Raw genomic sequence first — 26,047 nt, forward strand, 5'->3', positions numbered from 1 at the left:
GCCGTTCCGGCGTTCGTTTTTCCGTAGTTCCGGCGTCTTCCACGCTCTATTCGAGAAGATGGTCCAGCGACGAGGAGAGTGATTCGCCGCCAATACCACTAGATTATACCACAGGAGAATAAACCGTGGGACATGGCGTTCAGCGACCGACTGCTCGCGGCAGGCGGCCGACTCTGGGAGGAACAGAAAGCACACCCGTTCGTCGTCGAACTGGCCGACGGGACGCTCGACCCGGCGGCGTTCCGCCACTGGGTCGAACAGGATTATCTGTATCTCCAAGACTACGCCCGCGTATTCGCACTCGCTGGATGCAAGGCGCGCGACGGGGAGACGATGACCCACGCGTTCGACGTCGCTCACGCGATTCTCGCCGACGAGATGGACCTCCACCGGGTGTTCGCCGCCGAGTACGGAATCTCCCGTGCGGAACTCGAATCTGTGGAGAAGGTACCAACCTGCCTCGCGTACACGAACTACCTCCTTCGGATGGCCTACGAAGGAACCCTCGCCGAACTCGCGGCGGCCGTCTACCCATGTGGGCAGGGATATCTCGATATCGCAGACCACATGGCATCCATCGCAGACGGCGACCACCGTTACACGCCGTTCATCGAGAAGTACACGAGCGACGAGTTTCGGAACTCCGTCGCGTGGATGCGGACCTTCGTGAACCAGCAGGCCGAGGCGTCTCCCGGCATGCACGACGTGATGGAGGACGCGTTTCTGACCAGCACGCGCCTTGAAACAGCGTTCTGGGGCATGGCGTACGAACGCGAAACGTGGTCGAACACGAGATAGCGGACCCATCGAAAGAGACAATCAAAACTGTAAAAACTAGCAAAACTGTCCAAACCACCAAATTTCGAATCCACCGGGGCGGTTTCGGGCGTTCACTTTCACCCGGCAGTGAATCGAGACGCGTCCGAAACGCGGGGAGAGGGAGGGTAAGCGGCGGGAACAGCCGGTCGTTTACTTTCGCCTCGGATAAGAGTCGATATTTAGGACGAAATTATCGTACGGTGCGGTATGAGCGTACACGACATCGACGGACCGATTTCGAAGTGGCGCTACACCTGTCCGAACGGCCACACCAGTTGGGAACCGACGAACAGCCACTTTTGGTGTCACCAGTGTAGTCGATCATCCGGAACGGACGCCGAATTTTGGAAACTCCTGGACAGGAAGACGGGCGAACGACTCGCACGCGAAAAGGTGAGTATCCATGGCTAAGGCAGATCGGGAGGACGCCGACAGTTCCGGCCGCCACGGTATCTGGAACCGACACAGCCGTTCGAGTCGGCGCTGTCGCAATCCGAACTGCCGAAACGAACACGTCGACCCCACGTTCGCGCGAACGATGGGAACCGAGGACGGCATCGTTTTCGCCTGTCCCGAGTGTACCCGCTGGGCGGCCTTGAAGCGCGGAGCCGCCGCAGATCCGACTATCGACCATCGCGTCGATAGGGACTGGCGATAGCGTGTTCGGCGTTCGACGGGGAACGTCGATACCACCGGCCTCTCCCACACCCCGAACAGTATCGCTTCACTTTCACCCCGGGTAAGAGCAAGCTCTTTTCAGGTGAACCACGTCGATTCGAGCGCGGGAGTACCCGCGGGGGACGCGACTACCATCCCGCGTGACCCCCCCCCCTCCCTCCCCCCGATTTTGTTTCCAGCACGGCGGGTAGTCCCTTCACCCGCTATTCGAAATCGATACCGGTGATTTCGAACCGCGAACCGCCTGCACTTCCTTCCAATACGTTGATCTCCCAGCCGTGCGCTTCCACGATTTGCTGGACAATCGATAGGCCCAAACCGGTTCCGTTGTCCGTCGTGTATCCGCTCTGGAACACCAATTCGCGCTCGTCGTCCGAGATTCCGGGACCGTCGTCCACGATACAGACGCCGTTCGAGATACGTTTGACGTGAACGGTGACGTCCCGTCCGACGTGCTCGATGGCGTTCCGAAACAGGTTTTCGAACACCTGACTCAACCTGTCGATATCCGCCGAAATCTCCTCTTCCACGTTCTCCAGCATCAACGTCGCCTCGGGCGGAGCGGCACGTGACCACGCGTCCTCGACGATTTCGTGAAACTCCATCACCTCCTTCTCCGTGAGCGCATCGGGTTTACGCGCGAGGTCCAGCATTTCGTTTATCATCCGTTCCATTCGGTCGAGCGCACCGCTAACCTCCTCGAAGGCGTCCTCGGAGTCTTCCGTCATCGCAACGCGGAGATACCCCTGGGCGATACCGAGGGGATTGCGAAGCTCGTGGGCGAGCATGCTGGCGAACTCGTCGAGACGCTCGTTTTGGCGCTGTAGTTCCTGCTTTCGGCGCTTGTGTTCGGTCACGTCCCGAATGATGCCGATGATTTCCGGGTTCTCCTCGTCGAAGCGCATCCGCGTCGTGTTAATTTCGGCGTAGCGGTTTTCCCCGTCCGGGGTCATGTACGTCACCGAGTACGGAGAGGAGTTACCTCGCTTCCGTTCGCGCATATCCGCGGTGAGTTCGTCGATCGAATCGTTGGGGAACGCATCGATGTTTTCGAGCCGTTCGCCGAGAACAGCAGATCGGTTGCGTCCGGAAACGTGACAAAACGCGTCGTTTACCGACTGAATCCTCCCGTCCGCATCGAGAACGAACACGGGGTCGGGGGCCGTCTGGAACAGCGTTCGGAACCGATGTTCGCTCTGTTCTTTCTCCCGCTCGATTTCGACGGAAAGCCGCCGTCGTTCGAGCAATCCGTCCAGGCGCGCCTGTAACACCGCCTTCTCGATGGGTGTCGTGATAACCTCGTCGACGCCCTACCACACTTCCGGCGTCCGCGCCGGGGAATTCGTCGATGTGACGAGGAGATAGGGAAGGAACGTCGGGAGAGACGCCTCCTTTTTGGCTTCGAGTTCGTCACGATAGCGACTGAACGACGCTTCGTCGACGATACACAGGTCGAACGACGTATCGACGCCGTGTTTCGGAAGCACCACTTCGTACTCCGACGTGAGCCAGTCGGCCAACAAACGGCGGTTTCGGCGGTGGTCGATAAGCAGAAGGATACTCCCCTTCGTGACCGACTCCTGACTGGATGCCGACCGATTTTCGCTCATGTTATCGTTCCCGTACGTAGTCGGCCAAACGGAGCCGTCGGAACGCGGAGTGTCTGAAAGGAGATGACGCGAAACCCCTCAGGAGACGCGCCGTGGAGGCCAGTATCATAGATGTTATTTTCGTAGTGGATTCATGACCGAGATTCACAATTTAATCGACTATCCGACACAACCGCACGTTCGGAACCCTTAGTCTCTGGACTCCGACGCGTTCCCCCCCTCTGCGGATTTCATGAGTTTGGACCCCGAGTCGTTGCGGTCGTGAAACTCCGCACGAAGGTCGTCGTCGTCCAACTCCATAGCCGTGGACGAAAGCTCGTTTCGAAGCGATGCTAACCGCGTCTCGAGTTCGGTGTAATCCTCGTTTTTCGACAACTCGTCCGATTCCTTGCGTTCTTCGAGTGCCGCTTTCTTCGATGACAGCGCAAGCAGTTCCTGTACTTGCGAGTCGTACGTTGAGCGGATTTCGAGCGACGCGACGATTTCACGGAGCTGTTCCGGGTCGGAAACCGGTTTACAGATGTAGGCATCGAATCCGAGTTCGAGAATGTCAAAATCCGGTTCGACGGCGGTCACCATCGCCACCCGACAGTCGAACGCCTGCTCACGGATTTCGTCGAGAACCTCCTGCCCGGAGCGGTCGGGCATCCGACGGTCGAGAAGGACGATATCGACGTCCTCGTCGATAGTTTCTAGAGCCTCGGTTCCGTTGTACGCCTTCCGGACTTCGTAGGAATCTTCGAGCCAGCGTGCGTGTAAGTCAGTGATAGCATGTTCGTCGTCAACGATGAGAACAGTTGGCTCGTCAGACATTGGTTGCGTTGAGGTTCACTGCCGTTGCTATATCAGATGTAAGGTTGCGATTCATACACCGGCAGCAGCTTCGAACATAATCCATAAACGACACTCACTCGTCTTGCAATCAATAAACCGATGGATTCCATTTTTATAAAAGTTTTTCGGAAGGGGTTCTAAAGACGGCGGAGAGAAACCGAGTGAGCCGCCGATAACTACAATATCCCCGAACGTATGCCTCGGCTAGAGAGATGAGCGTTTTGACCGAGTTCGCCGTGCCATCGGAGGAGTTCATCCTTCACGAGACGCTGGAGCGAATCTCCGATATTCACGTCGAAATAGAGCGCGTCGTTGCGGACAGCGAGTACGTGACACCGTATTTCTGGGCGAGCGGGGAATCGGTCAAGCGGTTCGAGCGTGCACTCAGCGAGGACGTAACCGTCGAGACGATAACGTTGCTCGAAAACCACGACAACGAACGGTTCTATCGCGTCTCGTGGCGGCAGCGCACGGGGACCGTCGGTCACGCCGTCTCGGAGTTGAAAGCTAGCATTCTGGAGGCGACGGGCGATGGAAACGACTGGTATCTCAAACTGTTGTTTCCGAGCGAGTCGTCGCTGGCGGAGTTCCACGACTACTGTTCGAGTTACGACCTCTCGTTTCAGTTGATTCAAATGTACGAATAACGACATCCGAACGCATTCGGGAAGTACGAAGTGACGCCGAAACAGCGGGAAGCACTGGTAACGGCGCTCGATTCCGGTTACTTCAGCGTCCCTCGTGGAGCGACGTTGAAACACGTGGCCGGGGAACTCGACATATCACCGAACGCACTTTCGACACGATTACGCCGTGGGCATGCAAATCTTATCACGAACACACTGCGACATGAAGGATAGTACCTGCATTTGCAAGCCAATACTTTTTGACAACCGGGTAGCTAATAAGGGATGGTAATAGTCACACACTGGCTTTAGGGTAGGCTACTATATGACTTATAACGAATACGGGTTGTCACAACGGCTCGCAGGTATGAACAACGATAGATGGGTACGAGGCGACGGGGAAGGCACGTGTACACCTCCATGTCTATCCGAACGTCTTGCGGAATATCCTCACACTTGCGCCGAAAACGACGAGACAAAAATAGTTCGAATTTCTATAAAAAATCAGCCAAAGATGATGGAACGGCTGGGGATTCAACGACCAAGAATACAAACGTATATTAGGGTATAGTATAGGAGAGCAATACATTGATATCGAGTTCCAGTGTATTTAGCATGCAAAATAGCGCCGGTAATGTAAAAATAAATTTATATATTGGGAAATGGAATAAATGAACGTCCGCAAAATAGAAGAAGATCTCCAGGGAGCGTCAAACGTTCTCGTCCTCGCCCCTCTTACCCCTGATGGCAACCGGGCACATATGGAGCTCGTAGCTTCGACGCGACCCGAAAACGTCAGTCTCGCGGCCGTCACCTACACGCAACCACCGGGACAGTGGCTCGGGGACTGGGAACGAAGCGTCGGCAGATCACCGCGAGAAGTTCGTTTCATCCACGCGAGTGGGATGGCACAGGCCGAAACGTACGACGAACAGACGTCCAACACCGTGACGACGGAGGTCGTCGATCCGACCGACCCGATGGAGATAATCGTCCCGTTGAGCGACCGACTGAAGGAGTGGTCGGACGGGGAAACACAGCCGATAGTCTCGGTACAGACGCTGACCGTCCTCCTCGAATACGTCGATTTCGATACCGCATTCCGATATCTCCACATACTCACTCACCGAATACAGGCCGCGGGGGGCATCGGCTATTTCCAGATGGACCCCGACATTCACGACCCCGAGACGACGAATACCCTGAAAACGCTGTTCGATGTCGTCGTCGAGATTTCCGACGACGGTGCCGAGTGGACGACCACACCAGCCTACTCTCCGGACGACGAGGCGAGCGAATCGAACGAAACCGAAGAGTCCGCCGAATCGAGCGACAAGCCGAGCGACGGACCGCTTTCTTCCATCCGTTCCGTCCTGTCCGGGCTGTTCGAGCGAAAGAAACCGGAAGATGAGAAAGGGGAAACGGCCGTGGAAACCACCACGGAAGAATCACCCCAACAAACGGAACAAAGACGGGAACCCGAACAGCCGCCGGTCGGAAATCTGGCCGACGAGGAGATGCTCACCGACGAAGAGAGAATTCGGTCGCTCCTCATCCAGTACGGCGGCCGGATGAAGCAGGCGGATATCACGACCGAAACCTCGTGGTCGAAATCGACCGTGAGCAGAAAACTCTCGAAGATGGAGGAAAACGACGAGATAACACGGGTACAAATCGGACGCGGGAATCTCGTCTTCCTCAACGGGTCCGAACCGGAAGCGTCGAAATCCCCGTTCGAAGCCTAATCCTGTTCGACGGCAAACGTACTGGCGATAAGCTGCCGGGTTGCACGCCGAAGTTGTTGTAAAATCGCCGACGTAGAGACGTCGAGTTCCTCGGCGAGTTCGCCCTGTGAGATACCACGGGGCACGTCGTAGTAGCCCGATTGATACGCGGTGAGAACCGTGTCGCGCTGGCGACCGGTCAGTTGAGCGCCGTCGGGGTCCGTGTTCGGGTCCGCATCGAATAGTTGCCGCACACGGAACGTGATCCCGTGCTCCAGACACGCTTCCCGGAGTTGGATGAGCGGTTCACGCGAGAGCATCTGGATACGGATTACCCAACCACCGGTGCCGCTCTTTGCGTCGAGGACGCGAATACCGAGGTCGGCGGGGGTAGGGAGGAACGGAACGACATCCGATTCGGGCCGAATCCGATACACGCGCCGGTCGGCGGCGGCGGAGAAAAGCGTCGCCGCACGTACGGTCGCATCCGTCTCGAGCGATCGCTCGAACGGGGAAAAATCGTCCCCGACGACGGAAACGAACAGAAGCGAGCCGTCGGCCATCGGCGTTTCTTCCATCTGAATGGTCACTTCAGGAGACGATTCTATCGTCGGAACTAGAATGAGACGCCCATGTGAGACAAAAATTTCGGCAAAGAGAGTTCTCGGTGGAGAGGAAAGATCGGAATCGTCCTGTGCAGCGCCCTTCGACGAGCCGTCTGGTTCGTTGAGAGGGCCATCGGAATTAGATGCGCCATGTGCCATTGTCGAGGAACCCGAACTCGGTTGTGGTATTTCATTACGTCACATTAAACTTTCGGGAATCGAACATGGGCTAAGATCCAACCGGAATGTCACACCGACCACCGATTACGTGGGTCGTCGAAGGGCAAGACAGGACGCCGTTCGACGCCGCTCGTGGATAGAGAACTGAGCACGAGGGGTATTGGAGTCATGAGCGCTAACGACCCTCGCGGCCGGATATTGTAAGACCCCGCCTCCGCGCTGGGCGTATCTTTCTACGTCTCGTTCCCTGTTTACTATAGGGCGATTAATCGAATCTTTAAATTTCATATTTTTAATGTTGGAATTAACAGATGAGAGGGCAAGAGAGGAACGTCGTCCACAATTGTTTCAGCAGACATCTCGTACGACAATATAGACCAATCGAGAGATAGTACGGCCAGTAATTGGACAATACGGTCCGACAAGTGCAGACAGACGGGTCATAGAAGGAACCAACCACAATCGTAAAACCATCCGTACAAGGCCAGAAAACGGTGTTTTCTAGCGGTAGTGTCAAGGATAGTGACACGCCCACATATGCTAGTTCACGGGTTTTTAGTATAAATAACAAGTAATACGACCACACAACTTATAGGTGTGCTAAGCGGCATAACAAGCCATCACAACCGTTCGCAACAAATTGGGAGCGCATTATTGATTTATTACCTATTCTAGCGATAATTCAGCCGTCATGAGCGCTACAGAAGTTCACACCAATGATGGAGGAACGCATACCGTTCCGGAAGTAAGTGCCGAGACTGAGCTCTCAAAGGATAAAATCTTCCACCTCCTTCAAACGCCTCGTCGGCGTCACGTACTACGGTATCTCAAGGGACGCGACGGGACGGTCGAGATGCGCGACCTCGCGGAGCAGGTCGCCGCGTGGGAAAACGACACGACCGTGCAGGCGCTCACCTCGGACGAACGCCAGCGCGTGTACATTCCACTCTATCAGTCACACCTGCCGAAACTCGACGAGGAAGGAATCATCGACTACGACCAGAGTCGCGGGACGGTCAAACGGACGAAACTTGCGGACCAACTCGACCGGTATCTCTCCGTCGAAGCGGAGGAAACCGACCACGAGGAGATCGGTCGAGAACCACCGTGGGAATTTTACTATCTCAGCGTTTCGACGTTCAGCACCATCGTCCTCGCCGGTGCTGTCCTTGGCATCCCCGTTCTCGCCACGCTCCCGAGCGTCGCTATCGGCGGCGTCATCATCGCCATGTTTTCGTTCGTAACGCTCGCCCAATTCATGTCGGGGTGGACGGCGCGCGAAGAATAGACGGGACCGAAACGACGACGCACTGAACCAGTATAGCACCGGTCAGTCAGCGTGTGATGTTAGCCGTTTTTCTTCCGCCGCCATCGTGTCAGTGAGGCAGTCAACGAGTGCGAAGATGGCCTCCTGATGGGCGGTTTTCGAATGATGTATCGATGTCGGTTTTACCCCAGTTTGCTCGTACTCGGATAGGTCTACCGTTCGTCCACTCCGCTCCTCGTACTGGTTTCGAACCGCCGCGAGTAAGCCGTGAACGTGGATCAGCTCCTGTTTCTTCATATTGTAGCCACGTGATGACTCGTCGCATATATCATCTTGGGCCGAGGGTAAACGGATAGTTCGTGACGGATTACACGAACAAAGCCATTATGATGAAACTTTGTAATGATGGTAGAATTGTCTAGTTTCAAACGAACCGTTTAATCCGTTTTTCATCGCCTGAGGAGGGCATTATCATGCACTTAACTAATACCCTGTAGACATAACATCGAGCCGAACATGTACGACCTGACTGGCTTCCAGCGAGACCTGTTGTACGTCATCAACGGGTTGACCGAACCACACGGACTCGCCATCAAAGAAGAGCTCGAAGATTACTACGAGAAGGACATCCACCACGGCCGGCTCTACCCGAACCTCGATACGTTGGTCGACAAAGGATTGGTCGAGAAGGGGCAAGTGGACCGTCGAACCAACTACTACACCCTCACCCGGCGCGGACAGCGGGAGATCGAAGCGCGTCGTGAATGGGAATCGAAGTACGTCAGCGAGAAAGAAAGCGCCGAACCCGCGGACTAACGACCGACCCCTTTTCCCCCCTTACAGGTCGTTTGTACTTAAAGCACGGAAATACTAACGCATACCTTTTGGGGGGTTCCTTTTCATACTCCATCTGATGGCCGTCGGGTAGAGACGGGAAACGCACACTATGCCGAGAAACCACGACATATCAAATCGGGTGGACGCTATCGAACGTTGCGCGTACTGTAAGGATTACGTCCCAGTAACACGCATCGAAATGGAGTTGGAGGAAAAGGGAACCTATCTCCAAGCGAGCGTAGATATCTGCGAGAACTGCCTGGATAAATCGCGGTAACCACGGGTAGGAATCACACGGAAAGCGAGTGAGTAACCGGAACGGACCAAAACGCGGCGAGAACGAAAGTCACAACAGCGAGACTGGGAACGAGAGACAAAAGCGGAAATCGAAAAGCGGCACCGATGAACAGAGCCGACCCGAGGAGGGAAACGGTCAGATAGTACGGATTCCATCGACGCTCCTCATCCTCGGGTTCGATGTCGGGGTTGCGGCCGACATCGAGGTAGCGTTCTAACTGTGACACGAGGGGAGTTTTCTTCACGATACCGCGGTTTTTGTCGTAGTCGATGACCCCTTCTTCGTCGAGTTTCGGGAGGTGAGATTGGTACAACGGGATGTACACTCGCTGACGTTCGTCCGAGGTGAGCGCCTGCACGGTCGTGTCGTTTTCCCACGCGGCAACCTGCTCCGCGAGGTCGCGCATCTCGACCGGTCCGTCCGTATCCTAGAGATAGCGAATCGCAGCGCGGCGTCGCTGACTCTGTAGCAGGTGGAACACGTCATCAGTCGATAGCTCGTTTTCGACGGGTGACTCGTCGACGGAAACCCGTCCGTCGGATTGGGTCGAGAGTTTCTCCCTCGCACTCATGACATTCACCACCAAAATCAGGAGCGATAATAAACCGGTGACGCGCTCCCAGACCGTTTCGAACTGTTTCAAACGGTGAGAAGGACCGAAACTAGACGGGACGGCATTTCGAGTTTATGTAGGGTATGTGCGTAGGGGAAATCGGAATGAGCCAGGCAAACCAAATACCCGCCTGGGCAGCCTCTCCAGAGGAGTTCGATCGAACCCTCGAAGTCCTCGTCTCCACGGCACGAGACAACGACGTAGAACTCGACCGCTCGTGGACCTTCCGCCACGAGAAACACGACGACGTGATGGTGGAGATAACGAGCCTCGCCCTGCGACCCGAACTAGCCGAGCCGACGCCGAGTCAACCATCCGTATCCGAGGGGACGACGACCGCCGATTTCAAACTCGCGCTCGACGAGCTGCTGATGAAAGGGCAAGACGAAGGGATGACGTTCGACCGCTCCTGGACCTTCCGAGATTCGAACCCCGACAGCAACGATACGATGGTCGAAATCTCGCGCTTGGCGAAGTCCACGTGAGAGATAAATTAGGCCATCAAAAGTACAGATAATAGATACTTTAACCGGACCACGCCGCAGTCTACGTGTTTTCAGGATGAGGATATATATGGTAGCTGAAAGACACGCATGAGGTACCATCCGGGGATTTAAATGTTTGCATTGAGTATAGAACGTTGATGAAACGGTCCACTCGCCAACGGGAGCGCCGCGCGGAGCAAACCGAAACCGAGGAGGAGGAGGGGGTCACGGGATGTCCCGAGTGCGGGTCGAAAAACCTCGTTAACAGTGCGGACCAGTCCGAACTCGTCTGTGACGACTGCGGACTGGTCGTCGAAGAAGATCACGTCGACCGCGGGCCCGAGTGGCGCGCGTTCAACCACAGCGAGCGCCAGAGCAAGTCGCGCGTGGGAGCGCCAACCACGCAGACGATGCACGACAAAGGACTGACCACGACCATCGACTGGAAGAACCAGGACGCGTACGGTCGGTCGCTGTCGTCGGAAAAACGAAGTCAGATGCACCGACTGCGCAAGTGGCAAGAGCGCATTCGGACGAAGGACGCGGGCGAGCGCAACCTGCAGTTCGCGCTCTCCGAAATCGACCGGATGGCATCCGCGCTGGGTGTCCCACGGTCGGTACGCGAAGTCGCGTCGGTCATCTACCGACGTGCATTGGCCGAAGACCTGATTCGCGGACGCTCCATCGAAGGCGTCGCAACGAGCACGCTGTACGCCGCCTGTCGGCAGGAGGGTATCCCACGAAGCCTCGAAGAAGTCGCGGAGGTCTCACGGGTGGATCAGAAGGAGATCGGTCGAACATATCGATACATCTCCCAAGAACTCGGCCTCGAAATGAAGCCGGTCGACCCGAAGCAGTACGTTCCTCGATTCTGTTCCGACCTCGGTGTCAGTGAAGAAGTGCAGTCCAAAGCGAACGAGATTATCGATACGACCGCGGAACAGGGACTTCTCTCCGGGAAATCGCCGACCGGCTACGCCGCCGCCGCGATTTATGCCGCCTCGCTTCTGTGTAACGAGAAAAAGACCCAACGAGAGGTTGCTGACGTCGCACAGGTGACGGAAGTCACCATCCGAAACCGGTACCAAGAGCAGATCGAAGCCCTCGGTATCCACTAGGCGTTTAAGCACTTCACACATCCAGCCGAATTTTTACACACGGTCGGCGTCTTCGACTAGTCGCGAGACCGGTTGGCGCCGTCGGATTTCAGGGAATTCGACGAGCGTAGACGCGTCCGTCATCGAACAGTGGATTCCGGTTGAATCTACCTGACTCGAATATCACGTGACGCCGTTTGGACATCGGACGCGAGAGGATAGGAGTTGTGTAAACGTCTGGCATTCTCCCTCTCCCTCGGGCGTGGCTGCTGGGGGAGAACACATTGTTGGATATTCCCATGCGAATCGGGACGGAGGTTCACTCCGTCACTGTTCGCCGGGACGAAAGATACCGACGAGTAGAACGTACTGAAGGACATCAGAACATTTCATCGAAAGCGAACGGAAACGCCCGCCCGGAAGGAGAACTTTCGTAGGAGGATGGTGACACAAGGTGGGATGCCAGCCCACGGCCATCGCCTCCGGCAACGCCGAGCGAGTCGGTTACCGTAACGCACATGGGACGCCCGTCTTGGGCGTACCGGAGACGAAGAGTAGTATATATTTTGTTATACACCTGCTAAATTATATGATAGGCGTGTTTTCTGACACCATTGCCGATATAGAGGATGTCAGAACGATTATCATACGTGATATTTGCAAGCAAGTTTAAGCATTCTGGTGACTGATTCGGCATTATGATTGATATTATTGAACTCGTCAAGGACAATCTCGAATCGATGTTAAATTCTGGGGAGGTCGAATGTCCATCGGCGGAGTGTACCAATCGACGATTTCGTGTCGATATCTGGCAGAACAACGAGGGGGGAATCGTGGGCGATGCGTACTGCCGTGACTGTGACCTACAGATACGGTTAGACCTGTCAGACGAGCCGATAGACGAGGGCGAATCCACGCTCAAAGAAGTCGAAGCCGAATTGCATCGATCGACGCCGCGCAAAACCGATTGAGAGCAGTTAGAGGCAGTCAAGTGACAACTCACAATAATCAAATAGTATTGTATTATTTCGTCACACTTTTTCCGACAGGTACTTATCTAACGGCCAAAAAGCAAGCATTGAGAGTTATGGGAGAGTTCAATTCGATTAACTATCGTCCCAAATAACAGCCAGAATAACACAATTTTCTTTGACCAGAGGATTGCTGTTATATAATATTTATAATAGAATTCATAAATATTGCTTGGAGTAGGAAGTTTTATATCCTCTGTCAATGAATATCACACCATACTACCATGTCAGAGGCAGAAACCGTTAGTAACGTGGAAACCGCGCGCGACCTCACCGCGTTCCAACAAAACGTCCTGATAGTACTCTCGGAGGAATCTCGATACGGTCTCGCTATCAAGCGCGAGCTCGAAGATTACTACGACGAGGAAGTAAACCACGGTCGCTTGTACCCCAACCTCGACACGCTCATCGAGCGTGGGTTGGTCGAGAAGAGCGAACTGGACAAGCGAACGAACGAGTACGCCATCACCGACGACGGAATCTCGGTCCTGCTCGACTCATTCGAATGGCGGTTCCGGAAGTTCATCACGAACGATGAACGCGAGGAAGAGATTCGAGCGCTCCTCGAACAGTAGCGACGCTGCTTCTCACGGTCCTCGACCGTTTCCCGAACCGAAAAGCGACGGCGTTCAACACGGAGATTCCTAATTCACTCAAAACGGTCCAGGCGCTCCCGAATCGCCTCGCCGTCGATACCGTCGAGCGCCTCGAGACCGGCCTGAACGACCAGCGGATAGAAGTGGCGATTTTTCTCCAGTTCCTCGCCTACCGCTCGTTCGTAGGCGAGATTAAGCTCCTTGTAGCGGAAGTTCAGCTCGGAGCGCTGCTCTTCGGGGAGATACATGTAGGTCCCGACGCGCGTTTCCTTGACGCTCTCAGACGCGGTGGAATCGGCTTCGTCGGTTCCATCGTCGGTTTCCGACAGGTCGGACGCCACATCCGTTTCACCTCCCGACACCGAATCGGCCGGTTCGGTGGATTCGGACGCCGCGGACTGTTTGTCACGCTGCGCGCGACGGCGACGGAGACGGTCGGCACGGCTCTCGTCGCTCATGCGGACATCTCCATCGATCCGAACTGCTGTTCGAGGTCTTCAGCGATAGTGAGGAACACGGCAGTCATATCACACTCTTCCTCGACTTCGAACAGGGAACAACCGGCCGAGAACGCACGTTGGAGCGTCACCCGTTTTCTGACCTCCCAGACGGGGATGTCGGTGAACACCTCGTCGAACCACGTGAGCATCGCGTCCGCTTCGTTGGTCGTCTCGACGCGGTTGGCGACGAGTCCGAGGTCACGGATCTGCGTGTCGTACTCCGCTTCGAGGACTTCCATCTGGTCGAACAGGATTTCCAACGCGCGCTTGCTCGTCGACTCCGCGAGCGCCGGAATGAGAACGTTTCCGGCGGCGAGCAGGGCGTTATCGGTGAGGTTTCCGAGATACGGCGGGCAGTCGATAATGATGACGTCGTAGTCAGTATCGAGCGCATCGAGGACCTGCGTCAGCCGTTCCCGACCACGCATCGCCATGGTGAGTTCCGGCTCGACGCTGGTCATGTCGATGTTGCTCGGAAGCACGTCCATCTCCTCGTGGGAGACGATGAGCGAATCGACGTCCTCGCGTTCCTCGTGGTCGGTCAGCACGTCGAACAGGGTCGGGGGTTGTGCCTCGTACTCGGCCTCCAACCCGAGCCCTTCGGTGGCGTTCCCCTGTGGGTCGAGGTCGACGAAGAGCACGTCGTGGCCTCGCTGATTCAACGCTCCCGCGACGTTGATCGCCACTGTCGTCTTCCCGACCCCGCCTTTCTGGTTCGAGACGGCGATTTTGGCTGTGTCGGACATACAAAACCGCAAAACCGTCCAGACAACATAAAACCGCGTCAGACGTTCACAAATAAACCACTAAAACGACGTTACAGGCGCTAAAAGTAGCAGATAGCCACAGAATCAAAACCATCCGAACTGTCAAAACTAGTTTTGCTATACAAATTGACGAAGAGAAACGGATGTATCTGGAGGGCCGAGGAGTTTTGATAGTTTGGACAGCCATGATTGTTTTGTCGATTGTTACAGTTCTGCTAGTTCAGTTAGGTCGAGCAGGAGTGGCAGTGGTAGCGAGTGGAATAGGAGACAGTGGTAACGAGTGGACAGGAAAGATAGTTTTGATGGTTTTGATAGTTTTGATGGCTTTGATGGTTTTGAGAGGATGGACAGTTTTGACGAGAGGTGGGAAGACCTTGACGCGTACGATAGCGCAGTTCGACGGCGGGGCCGACGTGCCAACGAAGCCACTACCGATGGCGACAGCACAGCGACCATGCACCGAGTTCAGACGGGGCGCTGTCGGCGTGCAACAGCGATGATGAGCGTTCCGACGGCGAGTACCAACACCCCGATTGCGACCAGTATCAGCGGTGCGTCCACGCCGGGAACGAAATTCTCGAAGAGGAGCACGGCACCGATCAGGAACAGAGCCGCACCCACCCAGAATCGCCCTGTTTGTCCCAACATCCCGTTAGCAATTCGGTCGGTATGAGAATAAAAAGAGCGGCAGACGGGTAATCGGCGGAGAGCAGAAGGATGAGCGGCAGGGCAGAGGGATGAGCGGCAGGGCAGAGGGATGAGCGGCAGACGGGTGACTGGCGCACTGGCCACATCGGAACCCACTTATCATACACTCGAAATTCAATCGGTATGAATTGACGACAGTTCGTCGCCACGGTCGGCGTCACGGCGCTCGGTGGCTGTTCGACGCTCAACGGGGACGACGAGATTGCGACGCCGACGTCCGATCCAGAAGGTGGAACGACCACGGTAGAGATGAAAACCGATGGGTACGGGTTGTACTTCGACCCGATCGGATTGTACCTCAAACCGGGCGACAGCGTGACGTTCGTCGTGAAGAGTGGCAACCACTCGGCGTCGGCCTACCACCCGGACAACATCTACGCCGAAACCACTCGGATTCCCGAGGATGCCCCCGCGTGGGGAAGCAAAGTCCTCCAAAAAGGCGAATCGTACGAACACACGTTCAACACCGTCGGAACGCACGATTACTACTGTATTCCGCACAAGCCGCTCGGAATGGTCGGACGTGTCATCGTCGGAAAACCAGGCGGCCCTGCCGACGGCAGTATGCCACCGGACGGAGAGGTACCGAAGACGAAGACGATCCTCGAAGAGGGGTCGGTGTCGTACGACGAATTCAGCAGGTGAAAGCGTGACCGCAACCGAGGAAAACACCAGTCCCCCTCTCGACGAGTGACCCACCCTCGGATAGCCCCAGTGGTCGCTCCCAGAACCGTCCGTCGAACGACCGAAGTCCAAGACAGTCGGGGTTCAGGACACTCACCGACAACGCAAAAAACTGCTGCCGAGTTTTTCTTTTTCACAATCAGTATTCGGCGGGTGAAAACGGAGACGAAATGCTCCGTCCGATTCCGCACGTCATCGTATGCGAGGATGTCTCAAGGAAATACTATAGGGGTTCGGTCATTAGTTGTCGTCGGGATGAAAAAACAAGAGCTTATTCATCTGCACGGACTGCTTTCGGAAGTACGAAACCGGTTTGAGACACAGACCGATTCTACTTTCGACCTCTCGGCATACGACGAACAAACGACGCGGCCAACTTCTATTCACCATTCGAAAAACGACCACCGAGAAGCAGTGCTCAAACTGGCAAACGATCTCACGACGAGTATGATGAGCGAGGAGACCGAAACGGTCGCCCCTCACGCCGACTAATTCCTACATAGAAGTATCGGAGAACTGGACGAGGCGCGAGCGATAGCTATCGGTACCGAATTCTCACCGTAGTAAACGCGAGAGCGACCGCATCCCATCGCTAGCAAACCGACGCCGGGTTGACTGGGGAAATTTTAATGGCCGACGAAGACTGCAACAGAGCGAGACCACCGCGAAGAAATTAATATATCGAAATGGAGTTTAAATAGGGCGAAAGTCAACGCCGTCATGCGATTTTCCGGAGATCGACAGCACATCCGCTTAGATTCGTAAGCGGAAGTAGATGCCCACGGGACCCCCGCATCAATCTATGCGCAATGATTATCAACCTATCTGGATTAGGACGGCTACTCGCAGCTCAAGAAGAAACACTCACGCCTGAACAACGGAGCTGGCTCACCGCGAACAAGTCGGCGATTACCAAGCGGATTGGCCGCTTTTCCCCGCCGGGCAAACGCACCGGATCTGGCGGAGCTGGAGTCGCCAGAAACAACGACTCCGGACAATCACTAACGCTGTCCACGAGGCGGACGACTATATCGCCTGCATCGACCAAACACATACCGCACGCGAACTCTTTCCGCTCTTGAGGCATACAAACCTGCACAGTGGTGGGAGCAGCACGTGTGTGACTCTATATCGACGCCACATAGTCTCGGTACAAGTCTCTCCACGAACTGAGATCATCCAAGCGTCACAGTCGAAGACGATCGCTTGAACCGATATACGCTCACTCGGTATAGCGATGGCGCACAACCCATCCACGTCGACAATCTCGAGGATCTCTTCGAACTCCCCTGTCTGGCGGCCATGGATGAGCTTCACGAGAAGAAACCCGTCCGGAAAGATCTCTACAATCTGGTGCGGATGACGTGGTGGTTGCCCCAGTATCGAGACGCTAGCCCGGCAGAATTTATCAAAAATTTTGAATATAGTATTCCCAGTGGGCCTGGTATGATGAGGAAACGACGGAGTACCAAATTCGATACGAACTTGAGAACGATATTGACAGTGAGATTCCCCCTCCCAATGAATTGTACGAAAGATGATATGCAGCGCTATCGCATCGGATGCGACCAGTGTCCATACTCGATCTATGGCAGCCTTCTGTTCCATAACGAGATGTACGAGCAACTCGATACGCAGTCAGAGTAATCATCGCGATAGCCTCTCGTGAGAGGTAGGTTTCCTCTGTTATGTCACATTGCGCACCTACTGTTGTACGTGAATTTCGAGGTGCCTATACTAGCAGACTTGCAAATACGAATGAGCTATTCTGTGCAAAGAATTCAGGCGTCTGAACCGTTTTTCTGCCTCTATTTTCATATGTCAAATCCAATCTTTTTCATCTAGCATGATCAACAAAATTGGGACATTTTGCGTTGAATGCAGAATTCGACGATGAGAAGGCTTAACGCGGTGCATATATCTCAGAGAGGAATCAAAATCACTTGCATATAACAAATAACGTGCAGAGAGAAGCCTTACGCTATTATATGCAAATCTAACGCCGTAATATTGGCACCTGTACCTCGAAAATCGTCCAAAGAAAGAGGGGGGTGCAGGGGGCAGACCGAGAGGGTGTAACTACTGAATTGCTACGGTGGTCAAAGATCGCCAAGATCATGGAAGTGTCAGTAATCGAAATGAAAAAGAAGAGCAATCCAGACGTACGAAGAGAGGTGGCAATGTGATAACAAATAATAGAAATTTTGTGGTTTGATTTATGATATGGCTGTTTTTTTATAGTAACATGTGTCTCGGGTGTGTCCATTTTCTCGTGTCGAGAACTATTCTCCTCAATGACAAATGCACTCACTCCTCGGTGACGAGTACTTTTTTCACGACCTGTGGGTCTTCGAGAAGTCGGTGTTCGGTGTAACTCCCTTCCGCACTTCCCCCGCTTTGACGTGCCTGTTCGATAACGTCGAGGAACGCCTGTTCGCGGAGCAAATCCCGAACCCGGCGGGTCGAAAGCGGGTCGCTGTCCATCTGCTGACAGACCTGTTCATACACCTCGTACACCAGACTTGTACGGAAGGCATCCACGTCAGGATTATCCAAAGAAAGGATCGCGAGTGCTTGGAGCGCATATTTCGAGTGCGGTGTCGCACCGCGGATGAGTTCGCGAAACCGGTCGTTTTCCGCACGTTCGCGGGCTTTCTTTACGTACTCCTCGCGGACTCGTTCCGCGTTCTCAGCCTGTGCGAGTTCGCCCGCATATCGGAGGATGTCGATGGCCTTGCGGGCGTCCCCGTGTTCCTGTGCAGCCTGTGCGGCGGCAAGCGGAATCGTCCCCGGTTCCAAAACCCCCTGTTTGAACGCGTCGCTACGAGCCTCCATGATGGCTCGCAGTTGATTGGCGTCGTACGGCGGAAAGACGAATTCGCGCTCACAGAGGCTCGATTTGACGCGCTCGTCCATCCGATCCTTGTACTTGATCTTGTTACTGATGCCGATGACGCCGAGTTTGCAGTTGTGGAGTTTTCCCGCTTCGCCCGCACGCGAGAGTTGCATCAGGATATCGTCGTTCTCCAGCTTGTCGATTTCGTCGAGGATTATCACGACTACATCGTACAGGTCGTCGAGGATTCGCCACAGGCGCTTGTAGTATGTCGAGGTAGAGATACCCTTATCGGGAATCGAGATGTCCGTGTCCGGAGTGTTGGTCGTACTCGCAATCGTCTGGACGGCCTGTGTCTCGGTGCTATCTTGAGCGCAGTCCACGTAGGCGACGCCGACGGTGACTCCTTCCTCGTCCGCTTCATCGACGAGGCGACGAGAGACGTGTTTTGCACAGAGTGATTTCCCGGTTCCCGTCTTTCCATACAACAGGACGTTGCTCGGGGATTGGTTGAACAGCGCGGGATTCAGAGCGTTTGCGAGAGCAGAGATTTCGTCATCTCGACCGACGATTCGACCGTGAGTCGGAAGGTGGTTTATTTCGAGGAGTTCCTTTTTCGCGAAGATGAGGTCCTCCCGAGAGAAGAGTTCGTCCGAGTCGGCGTCGCTCATGGACACCACGTTTCCAGTGAAATCCCTTTACTGTTCCGGGCGTAAAACGGATGCTCGTTGACCGGGAGGATGACGGCCGACCGGGAGGATACCCGTCAATCGGGACGGAAACGGGACCGTTCCCCTGAGTCCGGTCTGTTTCCTCCGCGGTCCGTTACCCACGAATTACTATCGGAGAAATGACACAGGGGCATAGAGGCATTATGTGAGGACAACATCGAGCGCCCAATATATTTTCAGCTGGTCATTTCAGTTGGTCGATTGTCTAGTTGAGTCGAGACACACACCACGTTTCCAGTGAAATGGGATGAAAGGGTGGGTGGGGTAGAAGAAGGAATAGGATTATATCGCCGCTAAAAATAGTCAAAAATCCTACGTGATATAGACGGCCATAGAATAATTTATAAACCTAGCTAGTGTTAAAGTCCATTGAGTTAATCACTTTAATGAAAAATCCGTGATATTTATCACGGATTGTCGCATCCGAAATAGGGGTACTATTTCTCGTGAGCCGTTTTCACCGTCTCACGGTCAACTTTCACTGGAAACATGGTGTGTTCCTCTAACATAACGAGTAGATCAGTGCGGTCCCCGGTTCGGCAACTATCGAGTTCTCCGTCCGTTCCATTCACACCACGTTTCCAGTGAAATCCCTCACGGCGTAGCACACCTCATTTCCGGTGAATTATCGTGTTTCAGTCCTTCCCGTGTTCTAATTTAGGAGTCTCTCATTACGGGCTGGGCGTGTTCGAACGATAACCCTGTTTAACTACTATCCATTTTTGACGATATCTGTCTTTCCCGTGGACACCGCACTTCCAGTGAAATCGGTGCGTTTACCGTCCGTATTACCGATCGGTACGTTTTCCGTCTGTACTACCGATCGGTGCGTCTGGGTCGTTCTTACGTTTCGGCAGTGTCGTGTTTTCACTTCGTGGTGCTCGCCCTTTTGGGAGACCACGTTTCCAGTGTAAATTCTCCTTTCAACGGAATTTTCCAACAATGTAAATTGATCTCGCCTTCCGGCTTTCTCCTCGATATTCCGTCTCTCTCCGATTCTAAAATACAATTTTAGAACCCTCAATTTTCACTGGAAGTACGGTGTCTCCAGAATTCCCCCATAATTCTCAACGCTCAATTGATTTCATGACTTTCAAGTCCGTATTTTCTTTTATTGACAAATATTTTTTATTTATCCTCAATTGTACCCCGTTTGACCCCCATTTCATCTGCACCCCACCCACCCCTTCATCCCATTTCACTGGAAACGTGGTGTGTGTGTCTCCATGCTATTTGTTATCTCTAAACATTGTATCAAGTTGGTCATTCAATTCCTATCTCTCCCAATTACCGATCGTTTGTCCCATTTCTAGAAATCCACCCCGTTCTTAACTTTGACATACGGTGCGTCCATTTTCTACTCCCGGGAATCGTCCGAAACGTAGCGGTTCGCGATGAGGACACTTCCAACTCCGAGAACACTGCCCGCACAGACGTCTGTCGCCCAATGGATTCCGAGATACATCGTGGCGACGATGATACTCGCCGCCATGGGAATCGCAATGACCGTCCATCGGGGATACGAGTCCCGGATTTGGTACGCCAACAGGGCGGAACTGACAGACAGCGACGTATGGAGGGAGGGAAAGACGTTCGTGTTCGCGTTCACCTGTCCGGTCAGTATCTGTGATTCGGGATACGTCGAGTAGAGCAGCGGATGAACGACGTCCGGTATCAGGTTCCGCGGGCCATAGGAAATGAACAGGATGTAGCAGACGAGCCCGAGACCGTAGTTCACCGCGAACGCGACCGCCGCCTTCTTCAACGGCTTACTGTCCACGAGCGCGAAGTAGGCGACGAACGGAAACACGAGGATGAACACGTACCCGTAGATGTACATGAACGAGAAGTACGTCGTCAACTCCGGTCGTGCGACCGATTGGACCGTTCCGACGAAGTTGCCCTCGATTGCGTAAATCCGACTAGTGATATTCCAACCGATGACCCACGACAGTTCGGGACCGAACTCGCGAGCGACCTTGTTCACCACGAGAACACCGAGCAAGAGGCCGATGTGTGGATACACCTCGAACAGTCGGTCTCGAAACTGTTCTCGCGCGCGCATGAGTCCCGTCCGTCCGACCACAACCGTCGTCGCAACGCCGAGCATCAGCATCTCCCCGACGAGCACGAAACCGGTGATTTCGGCTAAGCCCACGCTCTGTTCCTCCGGTGTTCTACGTTCGTTGATTTCCCGTGTCTCATGCCTTCGAGGTTCGCTCGTCGCCTCGTTCGAATCGCTCGTCGTCTTGTTTGAGTCGCTCGTCGCCTCGTTCGAGTCTCTATTCGATTCCTCATCGTTGCAACAACTCTCCGTCGTTGGTGTACCGATATCCCGCGTCTTTGAACGCCTTCTTCGCGTTTTTCACGTTGAGATTTCCGTCCTTTCCGGGGTACGGCAGCTCCGGGTCCGTTCCGTCCCATCGAAGTTTCGGCGCGAGCGAGTCGTGTTGGGCTAACGGGCTCGTGGCCGGTTCGGCGTACTGGTTGAACACGCTATCGACGAGATATTTCTTGTCCAGCAGTTGCGCCACCGCTCGACGGAACCGAACGTTGCTGAACGGCGCCTTTCGGGCATTGAAACCGACGTGGTACAGCGACGGCGACTTATCAACGTGTAACTGGACGTTCTCCGCACGACCGATATCGCGAACTTCTTTCGCGGTCACGCCAGTCGCGGTCCCGTCTGCTTCGTCGTTTAGCACGAGTTCGGTTGCCGCCGCTCCCGAGGGCACGACGCGGAATCGCAACGATTCGAACGCGGGACCACCCGCATACCGGTGTATATAGTCCGGCGCTGACGTCGAATCATCGTTCGAGTCCAACATCTCGGTGTCCGTCTCGATACGTCGGAGGAAGTGGTGGTCGAACCGATCGAGCGTCAGGGACTTCTTCATCTTCGCATCGCTGAACTGCCATGGGCCGCTTCCGACGGGTTCCATGTTGCTCCAGACGAGCGCCTTCGTCGTCGTCGAGTCGGCTCTGAATCCCGCGATTTCGGCCTGCTCGTGCTTCGACTTCCAGATGTGTTTCGGTAGCACCGGCGTCGAAAATGCCTTCGTTGCGACCGCTCGACTGGCGTTCTCGAATCGAATTCGAACGGTTCCGTCATCGAGTGCCGTCGCCGATTTCACCAACGACACGGCGTCCCGAAACCGCGGTGCGGGAACCGGACTTTCGAGCGACCCGAGCGAGGTATCGCCGAGGAATTCGTAGGTGAATGCGACGTCTTCCGCCGTGAGCGCGGAACCGTCGTGCCACCACAGTCCATCTCGGAGGTGAACCGTCGCTGTGGGCGCTCTTGTGGACGTCTGCCAGTCCCACGACCGGGCGAGCCACGGGCGGACCCTTCCATCTATCCGCCGTCCGAGGGAGTCATACAGTAGATCAAGTATCGTTTCGTCGCTTCGAAACTCGACCGCGAGCGGATTGAGGTTCACCGTGGGAGCCGAATCTTGGATGGTCATCCGGAGCGGTTTGACGCCACCCCTCGTACCCGTCACGCGTACGGAAAGATACCCAAAGAGCGAGTGAATCGTCTCGTATCCCTCCCACCCGTCGAAACGGTCCGTTCTGGTCGCTCGAATCTCGTCGGGGAACGCGACGACGGAAAACGGTTGGTCGCGGACGATCGCCTGCTGTAGCTTTCGAAGCGTTTTCTCCCGTTTGTTCCCGCTCTGTTTTCGCTGTGCAGTGAGCAGATCATCGACGCTGAGATTGGCGTAACCGAACGGGTTTTGCCACCCCGTTTCGGCGTCGAATCGGGAGTGGAGGAGCGTCCGGAGTTCGTCCGGGTCGTCGATACCGGGATGCTGTCCGACGTAGCAGTCGAACGACTGGTTCAGGAGCACGTCCCGCCATAGCTCGACGCGTCCCATCGGAACGACTTGGACGGCGATTCCGACCGAACGGAGTTGTTTCGCGAGGAACTGTGCGATACGGATGGGTCGTGGGTCCGCGTCCGCCGGGAGGGTCTTTATCGAGAGGGAGACCCGCGTTGGACTGTCGCGACTGACCAACGACCGAGCCTCCTCGATACAGCCGCTGCCGAGCGTCATCCCGAGCGCGGCGAGCAGTTCTCGCCGTCCCGTTTTCGATGTGGACTCCGCCACGGTACGTCGGTCGGATTCCGTGTGTGATGACATGGTGATTGGGTGTCCTCGTCACGCCGCTGGTGAACTGTCCCGTGAGAGAGCTGAGATGAGAGTGATTGCTCGAACGAAACAGTATGGGTATTGTTATCTACGGAGAGACGGGCGTGCCGTTTTATTATTCATAACTTAACGTCTTTCTTCCCCTTTCCTTCTGAATGAGCTTTGAGAACATTTTCCATGACACTGGTTCCACCACAAAATTAAGTATACTGTGACGTATTTTCTCGTACGTGTCTCTCGCGCTATCGTTCCATGGCTCCCGCTTTATGGTAGGATAGTCCTACACCGTTCATTTTGTATTCAAACAGTCCTTGAACGGCTTAGCTACGCGATAATAAAAAGTATCCACGTACACGCTATGAAAAAGATGCCCTCCCCAAAGTCGTATCGTCCACGCGTGCCACCCAGTGTCGGTGTCGTCGCTTCGTCGATGACCCCACTGGCGTCCATCCGTGGGAACGGTACGTGTGAGAATAATGCGCACAGCGGCCAGAAAGAAAGTATAGGCGGCCGTCCCTCTGTACGAGCAACGCCGCCCGTCCACGACCGAAGTTGGAGTGAAGCCTGATGTCACATGGTGTCAATGAACGACAAAAATGGGATGTCGTATCGAAGGTAGCCGAGCTAGCGAGCGACGAACGCGTCTGGCTCGCAACGGCGATGGGGACGGGAATCCTCGTGTATTTCACGTACCTGCTGGTTCATCCGTATCCGGCATACGGTGCCGGTCTCTATCTCAAAATTGCCAGTGAAATCAGCGCGCACGGGTACGGTCTTCCCGCTCGAATCCCGCTGTACACGAAGAACGGGGTTCCGTTCGGCTATCCGCCGCTGATGTACTACGTCTCGGCGATACTGATGGACGTGACTGGCGTCGGACCCATCACGCTCAGTCGGTTCCTCCCAGGTCTCGTGACGATTCTGTACCTCGTCCCGTTCTACTATCTCGCTCACGAGGTCCTCGACTCGACGCCGCGGGCCGGGTTCGCCACGCTCGTCCTCGCGGTGACGCCGCCGGTTCTCCAGTGGCACCTCTCCGCGGGCGGCATCGTGCGCGCTCCCGCCTTCCTGTTCGTCGTGACCGGTGCGTACACCGGCATCAAGCTGTTCAAAACTGAAGAGCGAAAGTGGATCGTCGCCTCGGCTATCCTGTTCGGGTTGACGATTCTCACACATCCCGTCTACACCGTGTTCTTCGGTACGACGTACCTGGTGATGTTTCTCTCCTTCAGCCGGACGCCGCGAGGCTTGCTGTACGGTGCGACCGTCGCCGCTGGCGGACTCGCCGTCGCGTCACCGTGGTGGCTTCAAATCGTCGCCATCCACGGAGCTGGCATCTTCACCGCCGCCTCGGGGACGCACACCGGTCTCGGTGGTGGAACCCACCGCTTGCTCAAGCAGTTCGTCTACCCGCTGGACATGAACTGGCCCATCGTGTTTTACATCGGGTCGTTCGCGGGTGCGGCGTACCTCATCGCAAAGCGCCGGTTGTTCCTCCCGCTGTGGATGGTGGCCGGTGCGTACATGCTCGGGAAGGTCCGGTTCCAGTTCCCCGCCGGTGCGATGATGACCGCCGTGTTGGTCTTCGAAGTCATCATCCCACGAGTTCGAAGCTGGTCGGAGCAGACGCGATACTCGCGGTCGGCACCCCTCGCCGTCATCATCGTCATCACCGTCCTCGTTGCGGGCGTCGGCGTCTCGTTCGCCGGAAGCGGCCTCCACTCCCATCTCGGGAGCACGACCCAGCCATCGTTCGTGGACGACGACGATATGGCCGCGATGGAGTGGGCCCAGCAGAGTACGGCGTCGGATTCCGATTTCGTCGTTCTCGGTGACAGTGCCGAGTGGTTCCCCTTGATGACCGACCGCACCATCCTCATCGGGCCGTGGGGTGTCGAGTGGGAAGGTCACAACCACTATCGCCATCAGCTCGGCTTGTACAAGCGCACGTCACGCTGTCCGGGGAAAACCTGCTTGACGAAGAAGCTCATATCGAACGACATCAATCCGGACTACGTGTACGTCCCGAAGGGACACTACACCGTCCGCGGAATCGACGAATACCAGAAACCCTGGATGCGCGAGCATCTCGTCGGCTCCGACCGGTACAAGCTCGTCTACGAGAACGAGGGCGCGATGATATTCCGCGTCCGAGAGCCGATGGAACCGACGAAGATTCCCGAGGACGGACCGCAACCAGTGTAGCGATTCGAACCGGTGTAGCGATTTGACTCCGTGTTGCGACCCGTTTTGACCGGTACCGAATAAATCTCTTTTTATATCTCGTATTATAGGAATTAAATACGTCCCGGTCCCTCTTCGATGGCTTCTCGCCGAAAGCCTTCGAACTGCCGCAATCCTTCTTCT

27 protein-coding genes and 1 pseudogene are annotated in these 26,047 nt (G+C 55.2%); 16 read left to right on the forward strand and 12 right to left on the reverse strand.

Going from position 1 to position 26,047, the window contains the following annotated elements; translation table 11 throughout:
* Positions 1-132: 132 nt before the first annotated feature.
* From tenA to BG842_RS11000, 3 genes are all read left to right on the forward strand, one after another.
* Positions 133-798: a thiaminase II gene (gene tenA, locus BG842_RS10990; protein ID WP_069450751.1), complete on the forward strand. Its 666-nt coding sequence runs from the start codon at positions 133-135 to the stop codon at positions 796-798.
* A gap of 228 nt (positions 799-1,026) precedes the next feature.
* Positions 1,027-1,230 (forward strand): hypothetical protein, encoded by a 204-nt coding sequence (locus BG842_RS10995; RefSeq protein WP_007981228.1) that lies wholly within the window; start codon positions 1,027-1,029, stop codon positions 1,228-1,230.
* The gene (locus BG842_RS11000) at positions 1,223-1,477 is read left to right on the forward strand and encodes a hypothetical protein (RefSeq protein WP_069450752.1); all 255 of its coding nucleotides are present in this window, start codon (positions 1,223-1,225) and stop codon (positions 1,475-1,477) included. The genes BG842_RS10995 and BG842_RS11000 overlap by 8 nt, the downstream gene beginning before the upstream one ends.
* Positions 1,478-1,700: 223 nt before the next feature.
* On the opposite strand, the gene BG842_RS11005 is transcribed toward BG842_RS11000, so the two are convergent.
* From BG842_RS11005 to BG842_RS11010, 3 genes are all read right to left on the reverse strand, one after another.
* Positions 1,701-2,768, reverse strand: a complete 1,068-nt coding sequence (locus tag BG842_RS11005) for a nitrogen regulation protein NR(II) (protein ID WP_254663077.1) — start codon at positions 2,766-2,768, stop codon at positions 1,701-1,703.
* A gap of 39 nt (positions 2,769-2,807) precedes the next feature.
* Positions 2,808-3,107, reverse strand: a complete 300-nt coding sequence (locus BG842_RS31510; protein ID WP_254663078.1) for a hypothetical protein — start codon at positions 3,105-3,107, stop codon at positions 2,808-2,810.
* A 189-nt stretch (positions 3,108-3,296) separates the two neighbouring features.
* The gene (locus BG842_RS11010) at positions 3,297-3,920 is read right to left on the reverse strand and encodes a response regulator transcription factor (protein WP_069450753.1); all 624 of its coding nucleotides are present in this window, start codon (positions 3,918-3,920) and stop codon (positions 3,297-3,299) included.
* A gap of 233 nt (positions 3,921-4,153) precedes the next feature.
* Here BG842_RS11010 and BG842_RS11015 point away from each other — a divergent pair, with 233 nt between their 5' ends.
* The 3 genes from BG842_RS11015 (at position 4,154) to BG842_RS11020 (ending at position 6,312) form a co-directional block, all read left to right on the forward strand.
* A complete protein-coding gene (locus BG842_RS11015; protein ID WP_254663079.1) occupies positions 4,154-4,588 on the forward strand; it encodes a bacterio-opsin activator domain-containing protein in 435 nt (144 codons plus the stop codon).
* Positions 4,589-4,618: 30 nt separating this feature from the next.
* A complete protein-coding gene (locus BG842_RS31515; RefSeq protein WP_254663080.1) occupies positions 4,619-4,801 on the forward strand; it encodes a helix-turn-helix domain-containing protein in 183 nt (60 codons plus the stop codon).
* Between the two features lie 527 nt (positions 4,802-5,328).
* On the forward strand, positions 5,329-6,312 hold the full coding sequence (locus tag BG842_RS11020) for a MarR family transcriptional regulator (RefSeq protein WP_069450754.1): 984 nt from the start codon (positions 5,329-5,331) through the stop codon (positions 6,310-6,312).
* On the opposite strand, the gene BG842_RS11025 is transcribed toward BG842_RS11020, so the two are convergent.
* Entirely contained in the window at positions 6,309-6,869 is a 561-nt protein-coding gene (locus BG842_RS11025; RefSeq protein WP_069450755.1) for a helix-turn-helix domain-containing protein, read from the reverse strand. The two genes, BG842_RS11020 and BG842_RS11025, sit on opposite strands and share 4 nt — an antisense overlap.
* An 898-nt stretch (positions 6,870-7,767) precedes the next feature.
* Here BG842_RS11025 and BG842_RS11030 point away from each other — a divergent pair.
* Positions 7,768-8,364 carry a hypothetical protein gene (locus BG842_RS11030; protein WP_254663081.1) on the forward strand — a complete coding sequence of 199 codons (597 nt, stop codon included), beginning with the start codon at positions 7,768-7,770 and terminating at the stop codon, positions 8,362-8,364.
* Between the two features lie 42 nt (positions 8,365-8,406).
* On the opposite strand, the gene BG842_RS11035 is transcribed toward BG842_RS11030, so the two are convergent.
* On the reverse strand, positions 8,407-8,640 hold the full coding sequence (locus BG842_RS11035) for a UPF0058 family protein (RefSeq protein WP_069450757.1): 234 nt from the start codon (positions 8,638-8,640) through the stop codon (positions 8,407-8,409).
* A gap of 219 nt (positions 8,641-8,859) precedes the next feature.
* Between BG842_RS11035 and BG842_RS11040 the strand changes: the two genes are divergently transcribed.
* The gene (locus BG842_RS11040; protein WP_069450758.1) at positions 8,860-9,159 is read left to right on the forward strand and encodes a PadR family transcriptional regulator; all 300 of its coding nucleotides are present in this window, start codon (positions 8,860-8,862) and stop codon (positions 9,157-9,159) included.
* A 311-nt stretch (positions 9,160-9,470) separates the two neighbouring features.
* Here BG842_RS11040 and BG842_RS33095 read toward each other — a convergent pair.
* Positions 9,471-10,121: pseudogene (locus BG842_RS33095) on the reverse strand (hypothetical protein).
* 74 nt (positions 10,122-10,195) lie between these two features.
* Between BG842_RS33095 and BG842_RS11055 the strand changes: the two are divergent.
* The 4 genes from BG842_RS11055 to BG842_RS11075 all read left to right on the forward strand — a co-directional run bounded on the left by BG842_RS11055 (position 10,196) and on the right by BG842_RS11075 (position 13,279).
* Positions 10,196-10,576, forward strand: coding sequence for a hypothetical protein (locus BG842_RS11055; protein ID WP_069450761.1), 381 nt, complete (start codon positions 10,196-10,198; stop codon positions 10,574-10,576).
* A 158-nt stretch (positions 10,577-10,734) separates the two neighbouring features.
* Entirely contained in the window at positions 10,735-11,694 is a 960-nt protein-coding gene (locus BG842_RS11060) for a transcription initiation factor IIB family protein (RefSeq protein WP_007981208.1), read from the forward strand.
* 677 nt (positions 11,695-12,371) lie between these two features.
* Complete coding sequence (locus tag BG842_RS11070; RefSeq protein ID WP_069450763.1) at positions 12,372-12,644, forward strand: hypothetical protein; 273 nt, start codon at positions 12,372-12,374, stop codon at positions 12,642-12,644.
* Positions 12,645-12,928: 284 nt separating this feature from the next.
* Entirely contained in the window at positions 12,929-13,279 is a 351-nt protein-coding gene (locus BG842_RS11075) for a PadR family transcriptional regulator (RefSeq protein WP_069450764.1), read from the forward strand.
* Between the two features lie 74 nt (positions 13,280-13,353).
* Here BG842_RS11075 and BG842_RS11080 read toward each other — a convergent pair whose 3' ends face one another.
* The 3 genes from BG842_RS11080 to BG842_RS11090 form a co-directional block, all read right to left on the reverse strand.
* Positions 13,354-13,758, reverse strand: a complete 405-nt coding sequence (locus BG842_RS11080) for a hypothetical protein (RefSeq protein WP_069450765.1) — start codon at positions 13,756-13,758, stop codon at positions 13,354-13,356.
* Entirely contained in the window at positions 13,755-14,546 is a 792-nt protein-coding gene (locus BG842_RS11085) for a ParA family protein (RefSeq protein WP_069450766.1), read from the reverse strand. The genes BG842_RS11080 and BG842_RS11085 overlap by 4 nt, the downstream gene beginning before the upstream one ends.
* 486 nt (positions 14,547-15,032) lie before the next feature.
* A complete protein-coding gene (locus BG842_RS11090; RefSeq protein WP_069450767.1) occupies positions 15,033-15,215 on the reverse strand; it encodes a hypothetical protein in 183 nt (60 codons plus the stop codon).
* A 309-nt stretch (positions 15,216-15,524) separates the two neighbouring features.
* Here BG842_RS11090 and BG842_RS11095 point away from each other — a divergent pair, with 309 nt between their 5' ends.
* The 3 genes from BG842_RS11095 (at position 15,525) to BG842_RS33100 (ending at position 17,606) form a co-directional block, all read left to right on the forward strand.
* Positions 15,525-15,920: a plastocyanin/azurin family copper-binding protein gene (locus BG842_RS11095; protein ID WP_254663083.1), complete on the forward strand. Its 396-nt coding sequence runs from the start codon at positions 15,525-15,527 to the stop codon at positions 15,918-15,920.
* Between the two features lie 294 nt (positions 15,921-16,214).
* A complete protein-coding gene (locus BG842_RS11100) occupies positions 16,215-16,451 on the forward strand; it encodes a UPF0058 family protein (protein ID WP_007981201.1) in 237 nt (78 codons plus the stop codon).
* Between the two features lie 714 nt (positions 16,452-17,165).
* The gene (locus tag BG842_RS33100; protein WP_069450768.1) at positions 17,166-17,606 is read left to right on the forward strand and encodes a primase-associated protein; all 441 of its coding nucleotides are present in this window, start codon (positions 17,166-17,168) and stop codon (positions 17,604-17,606) included.
* Between the two features lie 660 nt (positions 17,607-18,266).
* Here the strand turns inward: BG842_RS33100 and BG842_RS11110 are convergent.
* From BG842_RS11110 to BG842_RS11120, 3 genes are all read right to left on the reverse strand, one after another.
* Entirely contained in the window at positions 18,267-19,466 is a 1,200-nt protein-coding gene (locus BG842_RS11110; protein WP_069450769.1) for an orc1/cdc6 family replication initiation protein, read from the reverse strand.
* A 1,417-nt stretch (positions 19,467-20,883) separates the two neighbouring features.
* Positions 20,884-21,684, reverse strand: a complete 801-nt coding sequence (locus tag BG842_RS11115) for a phosphatase PAP2 family protein (protein WP_069450770.1) — start codon at positions 21,682-21,684, stop codon at positions 20,884-20,886.
* A 136-nt stretch (positions 21,685-21,820) separates the two neighbouring features.
* Complete coding sequence (locus tag BG842_RS11120) at positions 21,821-23,671, reverse strand: ABC transporter substrate-binding protein (protein WP_254663084.1); 1,851 nt, start codon at positions 23,669-23,671, stop codon at positions 21,821-21,823.
* 576 nt (positions 23,672-24,247) lie between these two features.
* Between BG842_RS11120 and BG842_RS11125 the strand changes: the two genes are divergently transcribed.
* Positions 24,248-25,885 (forward strand): glycosyltransferase family 39 protein, encoded by a 1,638-nt coding sequence (locus tag BG842_RS11125; RefSeq protein ID WP_069450771.1) that lies wholly within the window; start codon positions 24,248-24,250, stop codon positions 25,883-25,885.
* Positions 25,886-26,047: the final 162 nt, after the last annotated feature.

The sequence above is a fragment of the Haladaptatus sp. W1 genome (assembly GCF_001723155.1).
GTDB classification, from domain to species: Archaea; Halobacteriota; Halobacteria; order Halobacteriales; family Haladaptataceae; genus Haladaptatus; species Haladaptatus paucihalophilus.

What these genes read in the sequence shown, in the direction of transcription:
- BG842_RS11095 (WP_254663083.1), top strand. Translation starts at nt 15,525, where the DNA reads ATGAAAACCGATGGGTACGGGTTGTACTTCGACCCGATCGGATTGTAC.
- BG842_RS10995 (WP_007981228.1), top strand. Translation starts at nt 1,027, where the DNA reads ATGAGCGTACACGACATCGACGGACCGATTTCGAAGTGGCGCTACACC.
- tenA (WP_069450751.1), top strand. Translation starts at nt 133, where the DNA reads ATGGCGTTCAGCGACCGACTGCTCGCGGCAGGCGGCCGACTCTGGGAG.
- BG842_RS11030 (WP_254663081.1), top strand. Translation starts at nt 7,768, where the DNA reads ATGAGCGCTACAGAAGTTCACACCAATGATGGAGGAACGCATACCGTT.
- BG842_RS11110 (WP_069450769.1), bottom strand. Translation starts at nt 19,466, where the DNA reads ATGAGCGACGCCGACTCGGACGAACTCTTCTCTCGGGAGGACCTCATC.
- BG842_RS11090 (WP_069450767.1), bottom strand. Translation starts at nt 15,215, where the DNA reads ATGTTGGGACAAACAGGGCGATTCTGGGTGGGTGCGGCTCTGTTCCTG.
- BG842_RS31510 (WP_254663078.1), bottom strand. Translation starts at nt 3,107, where the DNA reads ATGAGCGAAAATCGGTCGGCATCCAGTCAGGAGTCGGTCACGAAGGGG.
- BG842_RS11000 (WP_069450752.1), top strand. Translation starts at nt 1,223, where the DNA reads ATGGCTAAGGCAGATCGGGAGGACGCCGACAGTTCCGGCCGCCACGGT.
- BG842_RS11085 (WP_069450766.1), bottom strand. Translation starts at nt 14,546, where the DNA reads ATGTCCGACACAGCCAAAATCGCCGTCTCGAACCAGAAAGGCGGGGTC.
- BG842_RS11010 (WP_069450753.1), bottom strand. Translation starts at nt 3,920, where the DNA reads ATGTCTGACGAGCCAACTGTTCTCATCGTTGACGACGAACATGCTATC.
- BG842_RS11055 (WP_069450761.1), top strand. Translation starts at nt 10,196, where the DNA reads ATGAGCCAGGCAAACCAAATACCCGCCTGGGCAGCCTCTCCAGAGGAG.
- BG842_RS11060 (WP_007981208.1), top strand. Translation starts at nt 10,735, where the DNA reads ATGAAACGGTCCACTCGCCAACGGGAGCGCCGCGCGGAGCAAACCGAA.
- BG842_RS11070 (WP_069450763.1), top strand. Translation starts at nt 12,372, where the DNA reads ATGATTGATATTATTGAACTCGTCAAGGACAATCTCGAATCGATGTTA.
- BG842_RS11040 (WP_069450758.1), top strand. Translation starts at nt 8,860, where the DNA reads ATGTACGACCTGACTGGCTTCCAGCGAGACCTGTTGTACGTCATCAAC.
- BG842_RS11020 (WP_069450754.1), top strand. Translation starts at nt 5,329, where the DNA reads ATGGAGCTCGTAGCTTCGACGCGACCCGAAAACGTCAGTCTCGCGGCC.
- BG842_RS11100 (WP_007981201.1), top strand. Translation starts at nt 16,215, where the DNA reads ATGAAAAAACAAGAGCTTATTCATCTGCACGGACTGCTTTCGGAAGTA.
- BG842_RS11035 (WP_069450757.1), bottom strand. Translation starts at nt 8,640, where the DNA reads ATGAAGAAACAGGAGCTGATCCACGTTCACGGCTTACTCGCGGCGGTT.
- BG842_RS11075 (WP_069450764.1), top strand. Translation starts at nt 12,929, where the DNA reads ATGTCAGAGGCAGAAACCGTTAGTAACGTGGAAACCGCGCGCGACCTC.
- BG842_RS11080 (WP_069450765.1), bottom strand. Translation starts at nt 13,758, where the DNA reads ATGAGCGACGAGAGCCGTGCCGACCGTCTCCGTCGCCGTCGCGCGCAG.
- BG842_RS11025 (WP_069450755.1), bottom strand. Translation starts at nt 6,869, where the DNA reads ATGGAAGAAACGCCGATGGCCGACGGCTCGCTTCTGTTCGTTTCCGTC.
- BG842_RS11015 (WP_254663079.1), top strand. Translation starts at nt 4,154, where the DNA reads ATGAGCGTTTTGACCGAGTTCGCCGTGCCATCGGAGGAGTTCATCCTT.
- BG842_RS11120 (WP_254663084.1), bottom strand. Translation starts at nt 23,671, where the DNA reads ATGTCATCACACACGGAATCCGACCGACGTACCGTGGCGGAGTCCACA.
- BG842_RS11125 (WP_069450771.1), top strand. Translation starts at nt 24,248, where the DNA reads ATGTCACATGGTGTCAATGAACGACAAAAATGGGATGTCGTATCGAAG.